14 protein-coding genes are annotated in these 15,834 nt (G+C 72.1%); 7 read left to right on the forward strand and 7 right to left on the reverse strand.

The genetic code is table 11. The annotated features are described in order from the left end of the window. Positions 1-42 precede the first annotated feature (42 nt). A complete protein-coding gene (locus tag Q7A36_RS23695; protein WP_305106232.1) occupies positions 43-798 on the forward strand; it encodes an SDR family NAD(P)-dependent oxidoreductase in 756 nt (251 codons plus the stop codon). 5 nt (positions 799-803) lie between these two features. Beyond that, positions 804-1,703, forward strand: coding sequence for an NAD(P)-dependent oxidoreductase (locus Q7A36_RS23700; protein WP_305106233.1), 900 nt, complete (start codon positions 804-806; stop codon positions 1,701-1,703). Between the two features lie 74 nt (positions 1,704-1,777). Here Q7A36_RS23700 and Q7A36_RS23705 read toward each other — a convergent pair whose 3' ends face one another. Together Q7A36_RS23705 and Q7A36_RS23710 are read right to left on the reverse strand one after the other, a co-directional pair. Then, positions 1,778-4,075, reverse strand: a complete 2,298-nt coding sequence (locus Q7A36_RS23705) for a xanthine dehydrogenase family protein molybdopterin-binding subunit (protein ID WP_305106234.1) — start codon at positions 4,073-4,075, stop codon at positions 1,778-1,780. A 1-nt stretch (position 4,076) separates the two neighbouring features. Then, positions 4,077-4,532, reverse strand: a complete 456-nt coding sequence (locus Q7A36_RS23710; protein WP_305106235.1) for a (2Fe-2S)-binding protein — start codon at positions 4,530-4,532, stop codon at positions 4,077-4,079. Positions 4,533-4,661: 129 nt separating this feature from the next. Between Q7A36_RS23710 and ybaK the strand changes: the two genes are divergently transcribed. From ybaK to Q7A36_RS23725, 3 genes are read left to right on the forward strand one after another with little or no spacing between them, the layout of a single operon-like run. After that, on the forward strand, positions 4,662-5,144 hold the full coding sequence (gene ybaK / locus Q7A36_RS23715) for a Cys-tRNA(Pro) deacylase (RefSeq protein ID WP_305106236.1): 483 nt from the start codon (positions 4,662-4,664) through the stop codon (positions 5,142-5,144). 22 nt (positions 5,145-5,166) lie between these two features. Beyond that, complete coding sequence (gene acuI, locus Q7A36_RS23720) at positions 5,167-6,156, forward strand: acrylyl-CoA reductase (NADPH) (RefSeq protein WP_305106237.1); 990 nt, start codon at positions 5,167-5,169, stop codon at positions 6,154-6,156. Beyond that, on the forward strand, positions 6,153-7,121 hold the full coding sequence (locus Q7A36_RS23725; protein ID WP_305106238.1) for a Bug family tripartite tricarboxylate transporter substrate binding protein: 969 nt from the start codon (positions 6,153-6,155) through the stop codon (positions 7,119-7,121). The genes acuI and Q7A36_RS23725 overlap by 4 nt, the downstream gene beginning before the upstream one ends. Positions 7,122-7,125: 4 nt before the next feature. Here the strand turns inward: Q7A36_RS23725 and Q7A36_RS23730 are convergent, their stop codons facing one another. Together Q7A36_RS23730 and Q7A36_RS23735 are read right to left on the reverse strand one after the other, a co-directional pair. Further along, positions 7,126-9,111, reverse strand: coding sequence for a DNA/RNA helicase domain-containing protein (locus tag Q7A36_RS23730; RefSeq protein ID WP_305106239.1), 1,986 nt, complete (start codon positions 9,109-9,111; stop codon positions 7,126-7,128). A 38-nt stretch (positions 9,112-9,149) separates the two neighbouring features. Further along, positions 9,150-10,055 (reverse strand): DMT family transporter, encoded by a 906-nt coding sequence (locus tag Q7A36_RS23735; RefSeq protein WP_305106240.1) that lies wholly within the window; start codon positions 10,053-10,055, stop codon positions 9,150-9,152. 94 nt (positions 10,056-10,149) lie between these two features. Here Q7A36_RS23735 and Q7A36_RS23740 point away from each other — a divergent pair, with 94 nt between their 5' ends. Continuing rightward, complete coding sequence (locus tag Q7A36_RS23740) at positions 10,150-11,724, forward strand: ABC transporter substrate-binding protein (RefSeq protein ID WP_305106241.1); 1,575 nt, start codon at positions 10,150-10,152, stop codon at positions 11,722-11,724. Positions 11,725-11,839: 115 nt separating this feature from the next. Here the strand turns inward: Q7A36_RS23740 and Q7A36_RS23745 are convergent, their stop codons facing one another. Next, the gene (locus tag Q7A36_RS23745; protein ID WP_305106242.1) at positions 11,840-13,018 is read right to left on the reverse strand and encodes a GNAT family N-acetyltransferase; all 1,179 of its coding nucleotides are present in this window, start codon (positions 13,016-13,018) and stop codon (positions 11,840-11,842) included. A 155-nt stretch (positions 13,019-13,173) separates the two neighbouring features. On the opposite strand from Q7A36_RS23745, the gene Q7A36_RS23750 reads away from it, so the two are divergent. Continuing rightward, entirely contained in the window at positions 13,174-14,163 is a 990-nt protein-coding gene (locus Q7A36_RS23750; RefSeq protein ID WP_305106243.1) for a dienelactone hydrolase family protein, read from the forward strand. Between the two features lie 65 nt (positions 14,164-14,228). On the opposite strand, the gene Q7A36_RS23755 is transcribed toward Q7A36_RS23750, so the two are convergent. Next, the gene (locus Q7A36_RS23755; RefSeq protein ID WP_305106244.1) at positions 14,229-15,623 is read right to left on the reverse strand and encodes an amidase; all 1,395 of its coding nucleotides are present in this window, start codon (positions 15,621-15,623) and stop codon (positions 14,229-14,231) included. Then, positions 15,620-15,811 (reverse strand): hypothetical protein, encoded by a 192-nt coding sequence (locus tag Q7A36_RS23760; RefSeq protein WP_305106245.1) that lies wholly within the window; start codon positions 15,809-15,811, stop codon positions 15,620-15,622. Before Q7A36_RS23760 ends, Q7A36_RS23755 begins: the two co-directional genes overlap by 4 nt. Between the last annotated feature and the right edge of the window lie 23 nt (positions 15,812-15,834).

The following is a 15,834-nucleotide window of genomic DNA, read 5'->3' on the forward strand; positions in this document are numbered from 1 at the left end:
CGCCTGTCATCGTCCCTCCAACAACGCAGGAGGAAACGACGCATGGCTAGGCTTGCGGGCAAGACCGCCCTCGTCACCGGTGCCGGCACCGGCATAGGCCGCTGCACGGCCGAACTCTTCGCCCGGGAGGGCGCGCGCGTCGCCATCGCCGAGATCGACGCGCCGAGCGGCGAGGAGACGGCCCACCGCATCACCCGTGCGGGCGGCGAGGCCATCTTCCTCCAAACCGATGTCAGCGATCCCGAGAGCATCGCCGCCGCCATCCGCACGACCGTCCGGCATTTCGGCGGCCTGCACGTGCTGCACAACAATGCCGGCGGCTCCACCAGCGTCGACGACACCGTCGTCGAGGCCCCGCTCGAGGAATTCTGGCGCGCCATCAAGCTCGATCTCTACGGCACCTTCCTCGGCTGCCGCTTCGGCATTCCGGAGATCATCCGCGCCGGCGGCGGATCCGTCATCAACATGGCCTCCGTCGTCGCGCTCATGGGCTTCCCCGGGCGCGATTGCTACACGGCGGCCAAGGGCGGCGTCGCCGCCCTGACGCGCTCGCTCGCCGTCGAGTTCGGCCCGCAGAAGGTGCGCGTCAACGCCATCGCACCCACCGTCACGCTCACCGAACGCGTGCGTGCCCTGCTCGCCGGCAATGCCGCCATGCAGGGCCTCGCCGACCAGCACCTGCTCGGCCTCGGTGAGCCGATGGACATGGCCCAGGCCGCGCTCTACCTCGCCTCGGACGAGAGCCGCATCGTCACCGGCACCATCCTGCCGGTCGACAGCGGCCTGGTGACGGTCTGACCGCCATGAGCACCGTCACCCATATCGGCTTCCTCGGCCTTGGCCAGATGGGCGCGCCCATGGCGGAGCGCCTCCTCGCCCCGGATGTGCGGCTGCATGTCCATGATCCGCGCGACGCCGCGATGGCGCCCTTCGTCGCGCGCGGCGCGGAGGCGCATGCCTCGCCCAGGTCGGTGGCCGATGCCGCCGGCATCGTCCTCGCCTGCCTGCCCAGCGGCAAGGTCAGCGAGGCCGCGGCGCTCGGCCCCGAGGGCGCTGTGCATGGCAGCGCCATCCGCCTCTATGCCGAGATGTCCACCATCGGCCGCCCTACGGTGCAGCGCATCGCGGAGGGCTTGGCGCCGCGCGGCATCGCCATGGTGGATGCGCCCATCAGCGGCGGCCCCGCCGGCGCGCGCGCCGGGACGCTCGCCATGCTGGCCGCGGGCGCGCCGGCGGCGGTCGAGCGCCTGCGGCCCTGGCTCGAGCGCATCGGCAGCCGCGTCTTCGTCCTCGGCGAGCAGCCTGGCCAGGCGCAGGTCATGAAGCTGGTGAACAACCTGATCTTCGCCGCCAATGTCGTCGCGGCCTATGAGGGCTTCGCCCTCGGCGCCAAGGCCGGCCTCGATCCCGACACCATGGTGCGCATGGTCAATGCCGGCACCGGCCGCAGCTTCGCCAGCGAGGCCCTCATGCCGAAGGTGCTCAGCGGCGCCTTCGGCTTCGGCGCGACCATCGCGGTCGTCGACAAGGACGTCTCGCTCGGCCTCGAGGAGGCGAAGGCGCAGGACGTCCCGATGTGGGGGATCGAGCAGGCCGCACGGCTCTGGCGCTTCGCCGCCAGCCAGGGGAAGGGCGGCGACGACATCGCGGAACTCGTCCGCATCATGGAGGGCTGGGCAGGCGCCGAGATCCGCAGCCGGTAGCGGCGCCCGCCCGATGGACCCGCGATTCGATCCGCACCGAAGGGCCTTCCGGCCCCTCGGCTATCGGATCGCCGTCACGCCTTCAACTGCCCACCGATCGGCAGTTCGCGGATCCGCTTGCCGATCGCGGCGAAGATGGCGTTGCACAGCGCCGGCGCGAAGGGCGGCAGGCCCGGCTCGCCGACGCCGCCCGGAGGCACCTCAATGCCGGCCGGCACGATATGCACCCGCACATCCCGTGGCGCGTCGTCGATGCGGGAGATCTCGTAGTCCGTGAAGTTGGACTGCACGACCTTGCCGCCCTTGAAGGTGATGGCGCTCTTCGTCGCCAGCGACATCCCCATCACGCAGGCGCCCTCGATCTGCGAGCGGATGCGCTCCGGGTTGACGAAGAAGCCGCAGTCCACGGCGACGTCGACGCGCGGCACGCTCAGCACGCCCTGCTCGTCCACCGCCGCTTCCACCACCGTCGCCACATAGGTGACGAAGCTGCGATGCGCCGCGATGCCGAGGCCATGGCGCTGAGGCATGCGCCGTCCCCATTCCGCCTTCTCCGCCGCCAGTTCGATCACCCGCCGCAGGCGGCCGGTGTCCACCGGATATTTCCGCGGATCCTCGTTGTAGTTCCAGTATTGCGTAGGCTCGGTGCCCTGCGGCAGGTCCAGGTCGCGCGCCGGCCCGATCAGCTCCAGCAGGTAGTCCTTCTGGTCGCGCCCCGCGGCATGCGCCATCTCCGCCGCGAAGGACTGCACGGCGAAGACATGCGGCACGTTGAGCACGGAGCGGAACCAGCCGATGCGCGCATGCGCCTCCGCCTCGCCGTTCTCGATGCGCATGTTCGGCACCGCGAAGGGCGTGTCGATGAGGCCCATGCCGACCTCGAAGGTCGCGCCATGCTTCGGGTCCGGGCCGAAGATGCTGGCGATGGAAGGGAAGACGCTGCGGTGCAGGAAGGCCGTGGGCTTGCCGCCCTGGTCCAGCCCGGCCTCGAGGTGGTCCACCTGAACGGTGTGAAAATAGTCGTGCTGGACATCGTCCTCCCGCGTCCAGACCACCTTCACCGGTTGGCCGTCCACGGCCTGGGACAGCAGCGCGGCCTCCACCGCATAGTCGCATTTCGACTTGCGCCCGAAGCCGCCGCCGAGAAGCTCGATGTTCACGTTGACCTTCTCGATCGGCATCTTCAGGCGGGTCGCCACCTCGCCGCGAACGGAGTAGGGGCTCTGGGCACTGGTCCAGACCTCGCAGACGCCGTCGCGGATGCGGGCCGTCGCGGCCGGCGGCTCCATCGGCGCATGCGCGAGATGCGGTGCGTAGTACTCCGCCGTCACCCGCTTCGCCGCCTTGCCCAGCGCCTCACCGGCATCGCCCACGTCCCGCAGGCGCAGCGCCGGCTTGCGCGCGGTCTCGGTCAGCGCCGAGCGATAGCTGTCGCTGTCGTAGCTCGCATGTCGCCCCTCGTTCCAGGTGACCTTCAGCGCCTCCCGCCCCTGCATCGCCGCCCAGGTATTGCGCGCGATGACGGCGACGCCGCCGAGCGGCTGGAACTTGGCGGGCGGCGGCGTGCCCTCGATCCGCACCACCTTGACGACGCCCGGCACCTTGCGCGCCGCGCTGTCGTCCACCGAGGCGAGCGTCGCCCCGAAGACCGGCGGCCGCTCCACCACGGCGAAGAGCATGCCGGGCAGCACCGTGTCCTGGCCATAGACCGCGCGGCCGGTCGAGATGTCGAAGCCATCGACCAGCTCGAGCTCGCCCTTGCCGATGTAGCGGAAGGCCGAGGGGTCCTTGAGCTTCACCTGGTCCTTGCCCGGGACCGGCAGCTTCGCCGCCTCCGCCGCCAGCTCGCCATAGCCGAGGGCGCGGCCGCTCGCCTGGTGCAGCACCTGGTGGTTGCGCGCCGCCACCTCCTCCGGCTTTACGCCCCAGCGCTGCGCCGCCGCGGCTTCCAGCATCATCCGTGCCGCCGCGCCGCATTCCCGCATGGGCTGCAGGAAGTGCCGCGTGCTGCGGGAGCCGTCGGTGTCCTGGTTGCCGAAGCGCGGCTCGTCCGCCGGCGCCTGCTTCACCCGCACCTTCGCCCAGTCGGCGTCCAGCTCGTCGGCCACGATCATCGGCATGCCGGTGCGCACGCCCTGGCCCATCTCGGCCCGGTGGCAGAGGATCGTCACGATCCCGTCCGGCGCGATCGAGACGAAGACATGCGGGTCGTTCACCACGCCATGCGGCATGGCATCCGCGCCGTATTTCGCCTTCGGCGCGGCCTCCACCGCCTGCGCCGTCGGCAGCCGCAGCGCCAGCAGCAGCCCGCCCGCGGCGACGCCCTGCAGGAGAAGACGGCGGGAGGGCTGTTCGATCCGGATATCGGTCATGTCACACGGCCCCGCTGGCGGCGGCCTTGATGGCCGCGCGGATGCGCTGGTAGGTGCCGCAGCGGCAGAGGTTCTGCTGCATGCCGGCGTCGATGTCGTCGTCCGTGGGGTTCGGCGACTGCTTCAGCAGCGCGACGGCCTGCATGATCTGGCCGGCCTGGCAATAGCCGCATTGCGGCACGTTGTGCGCACGCCAGGCCTTCTGCACGGGGTGGCTGCCGTCGGGGGTCAGGCCTTCGATGGTCACCACCGCCGCGCCCTCCACATCGCCCATGGCGGTGGCGCAGGCGCGGACGGCATCGCCGTTCAGGTGGACGGTGCAGGCGCCGCAGGCGGCGACACCGCAGCCGAATTTCGTGCCGGTCAGCGACAGCTCGTCGCGCAGGTACCAGAGCAGGGGCATGGCAGGGTCGCCGTCGAACGACCGCTCCTCGCCATTCACGCGCAGCTTCACCATCGGGGGTCCCTCCTCGCCGGGCTCGGTGCCGAACGCGCGACGCACCGTCCCCGTTCGCCGGCACAGGGCGGAACGGTTCCGCGCCCTGCCTCCCTCGTCCGGCGCCGCTGCGGCTGCTAGTCTGCCGCCATGGCATCGAAGAAGACCCCCGCCGTGCGCGCGGCCGAGGCGGCCGGGATCCGCTTCCGCCTGCTGGAATACGATTACGACCCGGAGGCCGAAGCGGTCGGCCTGCAGGCGGCCGAGGCCATGGGCATCGCGCCCGCCCGGGTCTTCAAGACGCTGGTCTGCGTGCTGGACGGGGGCGAGATGGTCTGCGCCGCCATCCCCTCCGATGCGCGGCTGTCGCTGAAGGCGCTCGCCGCCGCGGCGGGCGCGAAGCGGGCGGAGATGAGCGACCCGGCCAAGGCCGAGCGCGCCACCGGCTTCGTCGTCGGCGGCATCAGCCCCTTCGGGCAGAGAAAGCGGCTGCGCTGCTTCCTCGACTCCAGCGCGCAGAAGCATGACGAGATCGTGGTGAATGGCGGCCGGCGCGGGCTGCAGATCGCGGCGGCGCCGGCCGAACTGACGCGCGCGCTGGACGCCGTGGTCTGCCCGCTGCAGGCCGAATGAACGTCAAGGGGAGAGAGACCGCATGAAGGCCCTGGTGGTGGACAAGCCGGAGGCCGGGCAGACCGCCCGCGCCGTGTTCCGCGATTTCGCTGAAGCCGAACTGCCCGAAGGTGATGTCCTGGTCCGGGTCACCCATTCCACGGTGAACTACAAGGATGGGCTGGCGGTCACCGGCAAGGCGCCGGTGGTGCGCCGCTTCCCGATGGTGCCGGGCATCGACCTGATCGGGGTGGTCGAGCAGTCCAGCAGCCCCGCGGTGCAGGCCGGCGACCAGGTGGTGCTGAACGGCTGGGGCCTGGGCGAGACGCATTGCGGCGCCTATGCGCCGAGGGCGCGGGTGAAGGCGGACTGGCTGGTGCCGCTGCCGGCCGGCCTCTCGCCGGCCGAGGCGGCCGCCATCGGCACTGCCGGCTACACGGCGATGCTCTGCGTCATGGCGCTGGAGCGGCACGGCCTGACGCCGGACCGCGGCCCGGTGCTGGTCACCGGGGCTGCGGGTGGCGTTGGCTCGGTCGCCACCGCGCTGCTCTCGCAACTCGGCTGGTATGTCGCGGCCAGCACCGGGCGGCCGGAGGAGCAGCCCTATCTCGAATCCCTCGGCGCGAAGGAGATCGTGCCGCGCGACCGCTACGGCAATGGCCCGGCCCGGCCGCTGGGCAAGGAGGTCTGGGCGGCGGCGGTGGATTCGGTCGGGTCGAAGACACTCGCCGGCCTGCTCACGGAGGTGAAGTATGGCGGCGCCGTCGCCGCCTGCGGCTTGGCGCAGGGCATGGACCTGCCGGCCTCCGTCGCGCCCTTCATCCTGCGCGGCGTCGCGCTGCTCGGCGTCGATTCAGTGATGGCGCCCCGGGCGCTGCGGCTGGAGGCCTGGTCGCGTCTCGCCAGGGATCTCGACCGCGCGAAGCTGAAGGCCATGACCACGACCGCGAAGCTCGAGAATGTCCCGCGGCTCGCCGAGGAGATCCTGGCCGGCAGGCTTCGCGGCCGCGTGGTGGTGGAAATCGGCGCATGACCATGCCGACGCGACGCGCGCTGCTGGCCGCCGGCGCGGCGCTGGCGGCAGCCCCGGCCCGGGCGCAGCCCTGGCGCCCCGCGCGACCGGTCACCCTGCTGGTGCCCTTCGCCGCCGGCTCCGGCACCGATGCGATTAGCCGCATCCTGGCGCAGGGGCTGGAGCCGCTCTGGGGCCAGCCTGTCGTGGTGGAGAACCGGGCCGGCGCCAATGGCGCGATCGCCGCCGTGGCCGCCGCGCGGGCCGCGCCGGATGGTCTGACGCTGTTCATGACGACCAATACGCCGGGCGCGGCGAATCCGGCGCTGATGAAGAAGCTGGACTACGATCCGGCCAACGACTTCAGCGCCATCTGCCGCACCGGGAATTACAATTTCTGGCTGGTGGTGCCGGAGAACTCGCCCTTCCGCAGCCTCGCCGACATCATCGCGGCGGCCAGGGCAAAGCCGGGTTCGGTCACCTACGCCTCCGGCAATTCCACCGGCATCGTCGCCGGCGGCGCCATCGCGGCGCAGGCGGGCGTCGAGATGACGCATGTGCCCTATCGCAGCACGCCGCCGGCGATCACCGATGTCGTCGCCGGCCGCGTCGCCTGCATGGTGGTGGATGCCTCCTCCTCCATGGGCGCTGTCAAGGGCGGGCAGTTGCGGGTGCTGGGCGTGACGACGAAGGAGCGCAGCAAGCTCCTGCCGGACGTCCCGGCATTGTCCGAGATCGGGCTGCCCGGCTTCGACGTCGCGGCCTGGGCCGGCCTGGTCGGGCCGGCGCGGATGCCGCCCGGCATGGTCGCCTCGATCAATGCGGATGTCCGCAGCGTCTGGGACAGGCCGGAGACGGTGAAGCGCCTCGGCGATATCGGCTTCGACGGCTTCAGCTCGACGCCCGAGGAATTCGCCACCTTCATCCGCGACGAGATCGGCAAATGGGCGCGCATGGCGCGCGCGGCGGGGATCGAGCCGGAATAGCGGCTCAGGCCGGCTCTTCGGCGAAGAGCGACGGCTGCGGGGAGGGCAGGGCCGGCGGCGGCGCGGCCTCCTCCAACGGGCGGGCGCCGCAGGCCAGCAGATGGGCGGCGATCGCGTCCATCTCGGCGGCCGGGCGGGTGCGGTCGTGGAAGGGGTCCTCGACCGGGGAGCCGCGCGGCACCCAGATCACCGTCTCGTAGCGGGCGCGGGTCAGCAGCACGCGATAGGTGTTGCGGATGAAGCGCTGCTCCTCCGCGCCACGCACCACCTGCCAAGCATTGCCGGAGAAGCGGCGCGCCTGCCAACCCTCCGCGACACGAATGAAATCGCCGCCCCAGGCGAGGCCCACCACGTCCAGCTCCAGCCCCTGGCAATCGTATTCGGTGGCGAAGGTCTCCAGCGCCTCGGAGGCGCGGATATCGGGCCAGCGCCGAAGGAACCAGTCGGCGATGTCGGGGACCTGCACGCCGAGCCCCTCTGCCCGGAGCCGCTTCGCCCCCGCCGAGGCGACCAGCCCGGTGCGCCGTAGCCCGCGGCAGAAGGCGCGCAATCCCATGCGCAACGCATCCGGGTCGCGCGTGATGTAGAAGGGTACGCCGCCGGCTTCCGCCGCGACCGTGCGGGCCGCCTCGGTATCGCCGGAGAGCACCGCATCCACCCAGGGGGCGCCGGCGGCGTCGCGCACGCTGCGCATCGGCACCGTCAGGTCCAGGTCGGGGTCGAGCCGCAGCCAAGCCGGATGCCCCTCGGCCAGCCGTTGCGCCGCTTCCGGCGCGGAGAGGACGCGCGGCGCGGCGACTGCCTTCCAACGCGGGTCCGCTGCGATGACGCTGCCCCATTCTGCCAGCCCGGCCTCGCCCGTGTTGATCTCCTGCCCATTGCCGATCAGGGCGACGATGACGGACCAGCCGGCATGCCGGCCCATGATCTCCAGCGTGTGGGCGGGCTCGCTGGTCGAGAGCCGGCTGACGCGGCGCTGCGTGTCGCGCGTCGCCTGGGCCGCGTCCCAGGCGCGCTGCGCCTCGTCGAAGACGATCACGCGCGCCTCCGGCACTTCCCCGGGCCGCAGCACGTAGTGTTCGAGGAATCGGTGCACGTTCTGCAGCGCGTCGCGTGCCCGCCTGCGCGCCTGGGTGCGGGTCGCGCCGCCCTCCGGCGCCGCGTCGCGCGCCAGCGCCTCGCGCAGCACCTCCACCAATGGGACGTTGCCGGTGAGGAAGGCCGCGCCGTGCTCCCGCAGCGCACCGAAGACGACGTTGAGGCCGCAGAGCGTCTTGCCCGCGCCGGGAATGCCGGTGACGAACACGACGACGTGCTTGTCCTCGGCCCGTGCTGTAGCGATGGCGCGAGCGATCGCCTCCGCGGTGCGGGTCAGGTTCGGGGCATCGGCCCGCGCTGCCGCGATCTCTGCCACGGAGTTGCGCCGCCAGAGCAGTGTCGCGGCCTCAAGCACCGTCGGCACGGGCCGATAGGCCGCGGCTTCCCAGGCGGACGGATCGAGGGGCCGCGCGGGCGGACCTATGCCCGCCTGCACAGCCGCAATGAGCGCGCCGAGCGTGCGTGCATTGGCGCGCAGCACCGGATCCGTGACGCCATGCCAGAGGAATGGCAGGTCGAGCGGCGGGTCCGGTGCCTCTGTCGCCACCAGCACCGGCACGACCGGGTGCAGCCGGCTGCCCGCGTGGAAATCATGCAGGTCGAGCGCATAATCCTCCGCCTGCCGCAGATCGGCGGCCTCGAAGCGCTGCGCGCCATGCTTGAACTCCAGGGACAGGATGGCGCGGTCGGTCACCAGCACGGCGTCGATGCGCTTTTCCAGCCGCAGCAGGTCGCATTCGAGAAGGAGGTGCCATCCGGCCGGCGCCTCCTCCAGCGCCGCGAGCAGGATTCGCGCCTCGGCCTCCCAGGCATTGCGCTGCGTCAATTCCACCGATGCGTGGCGGCCGACCTGCGCATAGGCCAGACGCGCCGCCACATCGCGTGGCGCCATCGCCCGGAAAGCGCCGACGGGGAGCGAGAGCCACGCTCTCATCCGCCGCGCGCCTTCGGCCAGGTCGCCAGCAGCAGGCTACCCGCCATCAGCGCGAATCCCACCGCATGCGTCACCGTGAAGCGCTCCCCCAGCACCGCTACCGCCGTCACGGCCGCCGCCGCGGGCAGGAAGCCGGTGAAGACGCCGGCCACCCCCGCCGGCACCTTCCGCAGCCCCGCATACCACAGCAGCAGGCAGAGCACGCTCGCCGTCAGCCCGTGGAAGGCCAGCAGCCCGGCCAGCGCCGGCTCCGCCAGCGCCACCACCGCGCCCAATCCCGGCAGCGCCAGCGGCAGCAGCATGGCCGCGCTGAAGGCCTGCATCCAGGCGCTCGCCGTCACGACCGGCGCGCGGCCGGCGATGCGCTTGGCCAGCAGCACATAGACCGCCTCGCCGCAGACCCCGAGGAAGACCAGCGCATTGCCGGCCAATGAGCCATGCGCCTCGCCGCCCAGCCGCGCCAGGGTGATCGCCGCCATGCCGCCCGCGGCCAGCACCGCCGCCGCCCACAGCCGGGGCGAGAGCCTCTCCCGCAGCCAGAGCGCGCTGCCGAGCGCGACCACCGCCGGCAGGGTCGCCAGCACCAGCCCGGCCTCCAGCGCCGTGGTCAGGCGCAGCCCGGCCAGCAGCGCGGCATTGTAGAGCGCGGTGCCGAACAGCGCCTGCAACGCCAGGTTCCAGCGCATCCCTCGCCCGAGGCGCACGCGCCCTTCCAGCGCCCGCGCCAGCGGCCACAGCACCAGGCAGGCCAGCAGGCAGCGCAGCAGGAGGATCAGCGGGACGGGCAGCGCCTCGGCCAGCAGCTTGCCGACGCCGACATTGGCGCCGACCAGCGCCATGGACAGCGCCAGTTGGAGATAGGCGATCAGCAGCCTGCGACGTCCCCGAATCCGTGACGGCACGGCATAGCATGCCCCTTGCCGATTGGCGCCGCCGCTGCTTCCCTCCCCGCCGGGAAGACGCCGGCCGGCCCATGCCAAGCCCGGGACCACAACGATGCTTCGTCGATCCTTCCTCACGGGCGCCGCCGCCGCCCTGGCAGCCCCTGCCTTCGCGCAGCCGGCCGCCGCGCGCGTGCTGCGCTACGTGCCGCAGACCGATCTCACCGTCCTCGATCCGGTCTTCACCACGGCCTATATCACGCGCCACCACGCGCTGATGATCTACGACCAGCTCTACGGCTTGGATGCGCAGCTCCGGCCGCAGCCGCAGATGGTCGAGGGGCACGAGACCGAGGGTGACGGCCTCACCTGGCGTTTCCGCCTGCGCGAGGGGCTGAAATTCCACGACGGCGAGCCGGTGCGCGGCCGCGACTGCATCGCCTCCATCCGGCGCTGGGCGCAGCGCGACGGGCTCGGCCAGGTGCTGCTGGCGCGCGTCGCCGAGATGACGGCGCCCGACGACCGCAGCTTCACCATCCGCCTGAACCAGCGCTTCGGGCCGATGCTGGAGACGCTGGCGAAGATCGGGCCGAGCGCGCTTTTCGTCATGCCGGAGCGCATCGCCGCGACGGACGCGAACACGCAGATCAAGGAGGTCATCGGCAGCGGCCCCTTTCGCTTCGTGGCGGCCGAGCGCGTGGTCGGCGCCCGCGTGGTCTATGAGCGCAATGCCGACTACGTCCCGCGGGAGGGCACGCCGAGCTGGGCCGCCGGCCCCAAGCGCGTCTTCTTCGACCGCGTGGAATGGACCGTCATGCCCGATCCCGGCACCGCCGCCGCGGCGCTGCAGAACGGCGAGGTGGACTGGTGGGAGAACCCGCCGAACGACCTCGCGCCGATGCTGAAGCGATCGCGCGACGTGGTCCTGAAGCGCGGCAGCCCGCTGGGCACCATCGGCACCGGCATCTTCAACACGTTGCACCCGCCCTTCGACAAGCCGGCGGTGCGGCGCGCCATCCTGCGGGCAATGAGTCAGCAGGATTTCATGACGGCGGCGGCCGGCGCCGATCCTTCGCTCTGGAATGCCCGTGCCGGCGTCTTCACCCCCGGCACGCCGCTGGCGACCGAAGCCGGCATCGAGGCCATCGCCGGGCCGCGGGACCTCGAGCGCTCGAAGCGCGAACTGCGGGAGGCGGGGTACCAGGGCGAGGCGGTGGTGCTGCTCGCGCCCTCCGACCAGCAGGCGCTGATGGCGATCGCCGAGGTGCAGAACGACCTGTTCCGGAGGCTCGGGATGAATGTCGACTACCGCGTCTCCGACTGGGGCACGCTGGTGCAGCGCCGGGCGAGCAAGGAGTCGCCGGAGAAGGGTGGCTGGAGCATGTTCCACACCACCTGGAACGGCCTCGACGGCATCAATCCCGGCGTCATGACCTATCTGCGCGCGAACGGCGAGCGCGCCTGGTTCGGCTGGCCGAGCGTGCCGCGGCTGGACGAGTTGCGGACCGCCTGGTTCGACGCGGCGGACTTCGCGGCGCAGCAGGCGATCGCGGCGCAGATCCAGCAGGTGGTGTTCGAGGAGGCGCCCTACCTGCCGACCGGGCAGTATTTCGCCAATACGGCCTACCGGCGGACGATCACCGAGCCGGTGTCGGAGGTCTTTGCCTTCTGGGGCGTGCGGAGGGTGTGAGCGGGCGAGAGGGAGGGAACTCCCTTTCCGCCGTCAGCCCGCTGCTGCAACCCGCAGACTCACAGAAGAAGGTGGGGTGGGCGTGGGAGGGGAGTTCTCTCCCCTCCCACCTCTCTCACTCCGCCTCGCCCTCCTTCCTGAAGGGCGACATCTCCATCAGCGCCGCAATCTCCCGCTCCATCGCCGGTCGCTCCCGCCGCAGGAAGTCGTCGATCGCCCGCCGCAGGCCGGGGTGCCGGATCCAGTGCGCGGAATAGGTGGGGCAGGGGAGGTAGCCGCGCTGGATCTTGTGCTCGCCCTGGGCGCCGGCCTCGACCCGGGGCAGCCTGTGCTCGATGGCGAAGTCGATGGCGCGGTAGTAGCAGAGCTCGAAATGCAGGAAGGGCGCGTCCACCACGGCGCCCCAGTTGCGGCCGTAGAGCGCTTCCTTGCCCAGCAGGTTCAGCGCGCCGGCGACCGGCTCCCCGTCCCGCTCGGCGACCATCAGCACGACCTTGTCGCCCAGCCGCTCGCCCAGCATCGGCCAGAAGCGCGGGGTCAGGTAGGCGCTGCGGCCCCATTTCTTGTCTGTCGTGCTGCGGTAGAAGCGGTGGAAGGCCTTCCAGTGCCGCTCCGTGATCTCATGCCCGCGCAGGGTCTTCAGCACATAGCCCGAGGCCGCGGCGTCGCGCCGCTCGCGCCGGATCGCCTTCCGCTTGCGGGATGAGAGGGCGCCGAGGAAATCGTCGAAGCCGGCATAGCCCTGGTTGTGCCAATGGAACTGCGTGCCCAGCCGCCGCAGCCAGCCGGTCTCGCCCAGCGCGCTCCATTCCGCCTCCTGGCAGAAGGTGATGTGGACCGAGGAGAGGTCGAGCTGCTCGCAGGCCTGCACCAGCCCCTGGCCGAGCGCCGCGACGCCGATCCCGCTGCCCGGCCGCACCAGCAGCCGCGGGCCGGGGACCGGGCTGAAGGGCGCGCAGACCTGCAGCTTCGGGTAGTAGCTGCCGCCCGCCCGCTCGAAGGCATCGGCCCAGCCATAGTCGAAGACGTATTCGCCCTGGCTGTGGCTCTTCGCATACATCGGGCAGCAGGCGACGAGCTGCCCCGATCCGTCGCGCAGCGCCGCATGCTGCGGCAGCCAGCCGGTGCGGCCGGTGGCGCTGCCGCTTTCCTCGAGCGCCAGGAGGAAGGCATGGCTGACGAAGGGATTGTCCTCGCCGGCGCAGGCATCCCATTCCGCGGCCGGGATCTCCGCCATGCTCGGGTGGAGGGAGAGGGTGAGGCCGGGGGCGGCGGTGGGGGCGCTGTCGGGCATTCCCGACAGCATGTGCGGTGCAGCAGGCCCGGGGCAAGACTGTGCCGCGGTTGAACGCAGCGGCATGGACCTGTCGCGCGCGACGGGCGAGGCTGCGGCCGCCGCCTCGGGCCACCACCAGGCCCAGGCACGCCACCAGACCAAGGGACGCCACCATGCCATCATCTCGCGGGCGGCTTGCCGGCCTGCTCCTCGCGGCCGCCATCGCGCTGCCGGGCCCGGCGCGCGCGCAGCAGCCGGCGCCCGGCCGGGTCGAGGTCGTGCCCATCGCCTCCCGCACCCTCTCGGGCGAGGAATTCCTTGCCGGCCAGCGCGAAGGCGGAAAGCCCACCCTGCTCGCCGGCGAGCTGCGGCTGCCCTTCCCGCTGCCGCCGGGGCGGAAGGTGCCGGCTGTCGTGCTGGTGCATGGCTCGGGCGGAAGCGGCGCCTCGACCGATCTCTGGGCGCGGGAGCTGAACGCGGCCGGCCTCGGCGCCTTCATCCTCGACAGCTTCGCCGGGCGCGGCATCACCAGCACGGTGCAGGACCAGAGCCAGTTGCACAGCCTGGCCATGATGGTTGATGCCTATCGCGCGCTGGACTGGCTGGCGGAGCATCCGCGGATCCGCGCGGACCGGATCGCTGTCATGGGCTTCTCCAAGGGCGCGGTCGCCGCGGTCTATTCGGCGATGACGCGCTTCCAGTCGGCCTTCGGCAATCCCGCGCATCGCTTCGCCGCGCATATCGGCCTCTACACGCCTTGCAACATCGCCTATGCGAAGGATGCCGAGGTCGGGCCGGCGCCGATCAGGTTGTTCCACGGCGTGGTCGATGACTATGTCGCGATCGCCCCCTGCCGCGACTATGCGGCGCGGCTGAAGCAGGCGGGCGCGGATGTGTCGCTGACCGAATATGCCAATGGCCAGCACAGCTTCGACAACCCGTTCCAGCCGCTGCTGGTGACCGTCGCCGATGCCCAGACCACGCGCGGCTGCCGGCTGGAGGAAGGGCCGGGCGGCGCCATGCTGAATGCCGAGACGAAGCGGCCCTATACGCTGGCCGATGCCTGCGTCGCCCGCGGCGCGCATGTCGGCTACGACCCCGTCGGCGCCGCGGCGGTCCGCGCCGCGGTCCGCGCCTTCGCCGAGGAGCGGCTGCTGAAATAGCCCCCGCATCGGCCGCAGGGCCGGCGAGACGCAGGCGCCCGGCAGGCCCGGGCGCCTGCCGGACGTCAGAGCTGCGGCATCATCTCCCGCCAGGGTGCCGCGCGCTCATAGGCCGCGGCGGCCCGGAAGATCAGCGCCTCGCTGAAAGAGGGGCCGACGAGCTGCATGCCGATCGGCAGGCCAGCCGCGCTGCTCTGCCCGCACATGACCGAGATGGCGGGATGGCCGGTGACGTTGAAGGGCGTGCGCGCCTGCCGCGGATAGGTCCGCTCCACCTCCGGCTCGTCGTCGATGGCGCTGGCCGGGTCCATGGAACTGGCGCAGAGCAGCAGGTCCACCTGCGTGAAGGCCGCCTGCACGGCCTCGGTCAATTGCCGCCGCCGGCGCTGCGCCTGCACGTAGTCGACGCCGCCGATGAACATCCCGGGCAGCAGCCGCCGGCGCGTGACGGCGGCATAGTCGCCCGGCCGCTCCCGCAGCCAGGTCTCGTGCACCGAGGCCGCCTCCGGCAGCATGATGGCGCGGTTCACCGCGGCGAACTCGCCGAGCGGCGGCAGGGCCAGGTCCACCACATCGGCGCCCTCCACCCGCAGCAGCGCCGCCGCGGCGTCGAGGGCGGTCGCGACCTCGGGCGTTGCCGGGATGTCGCGCTCGTGGAAATGCCTGATATAGCCGATGCGCAGGCCCCGCACGCCGCGGTTCAGGTCGCGCGTATAGTCCTCCCGCGCGTGGTCGGCGCTGCCGGGGTCGAGCGGGTCGTGGCCGGCGATCGCGTTCAGCAGCAGCGCATTGTCCCGCACCGTCCGCGTCATCGGCCCGACATGGTCGAGGGTGAAGGAGAGCGGGAAGACGCCGCGGCGGGAGACGAGGCCATAGGTCGGCTTCAGCCCGACCAGGCCGCAATGCGTCGCGGGATGCCGCACGGAGCCGCCGGTATCGGTCCCGAGCGCCGCCGGCAGCATCCGTGCCGCGACCGCGGCGCCGGAGCCGGAGGAGGAGCCGCCCGGATGGTGCGCGGTGTTCCAGGGGTTGCGCGCCGGCGGGAAGGGCAGGTCGAAGGCCGGGCCGCCGATGGCGAATTCATGCGTGGCGAGCTTGGCCGGGAAGACCGCCCCGGCCTCCCGCAGCCGTGCCACCACGGCGGCGTCGGCGGCCGCGACGCGGTCGAGGCAGAGCTTCGAATGGCAGGTGGTCGGGTGGCCGGCGAGGTCGATGATGTCCTTCAGCCCGACGGGCAGGCCGTGCAGCGGGGAGCGCGGGCCGTGGGTCGCGATCTCCGCCTCGGCCGCCTGCGCCGCCGCCATGGCCTCTTCCGCCAGCAGGCGGATGACGGCGTTCAGCCGCGGCTCGAGCGCGGCGATGCGGCCGAGGCAGTCCTGCAGCAGTTCGACCGGGGAGAGGCGGCGGGCGGCGATGAGCGCCGCGGCCTCGGACAGGGGGAGGAGGTGCGGGGCGGTCACCGCCCGGCCTCCGGCGCCCGGTGGGCGGGCAGGGGCTCGGCCGCCGGATCGGCAGGACGGGCGAAGCCGCTGCGCAGGCGGGCGGCGGCGGCGATCGCCGCCTCCACATCGGCGCGGTGCTCGGCCCAGGCACGACGGAGGCCGGCGGCCTCCGCCAGGGCGGCGTTGGTGGTGCTCGGCTCGGGCATGGGCCGCGGTCTCCCCTGCTGTG

The organism is Paracraurococcus lichenis, from assembly GCF_030657435.1.
Taxonomy (GTDB): Bacteria; Pseudomonadota; Alphaproteobacteria; order Acetobacterales; family Acetobacteraceae; genus Paracraurococcus; species Paracraurococcus lichenis.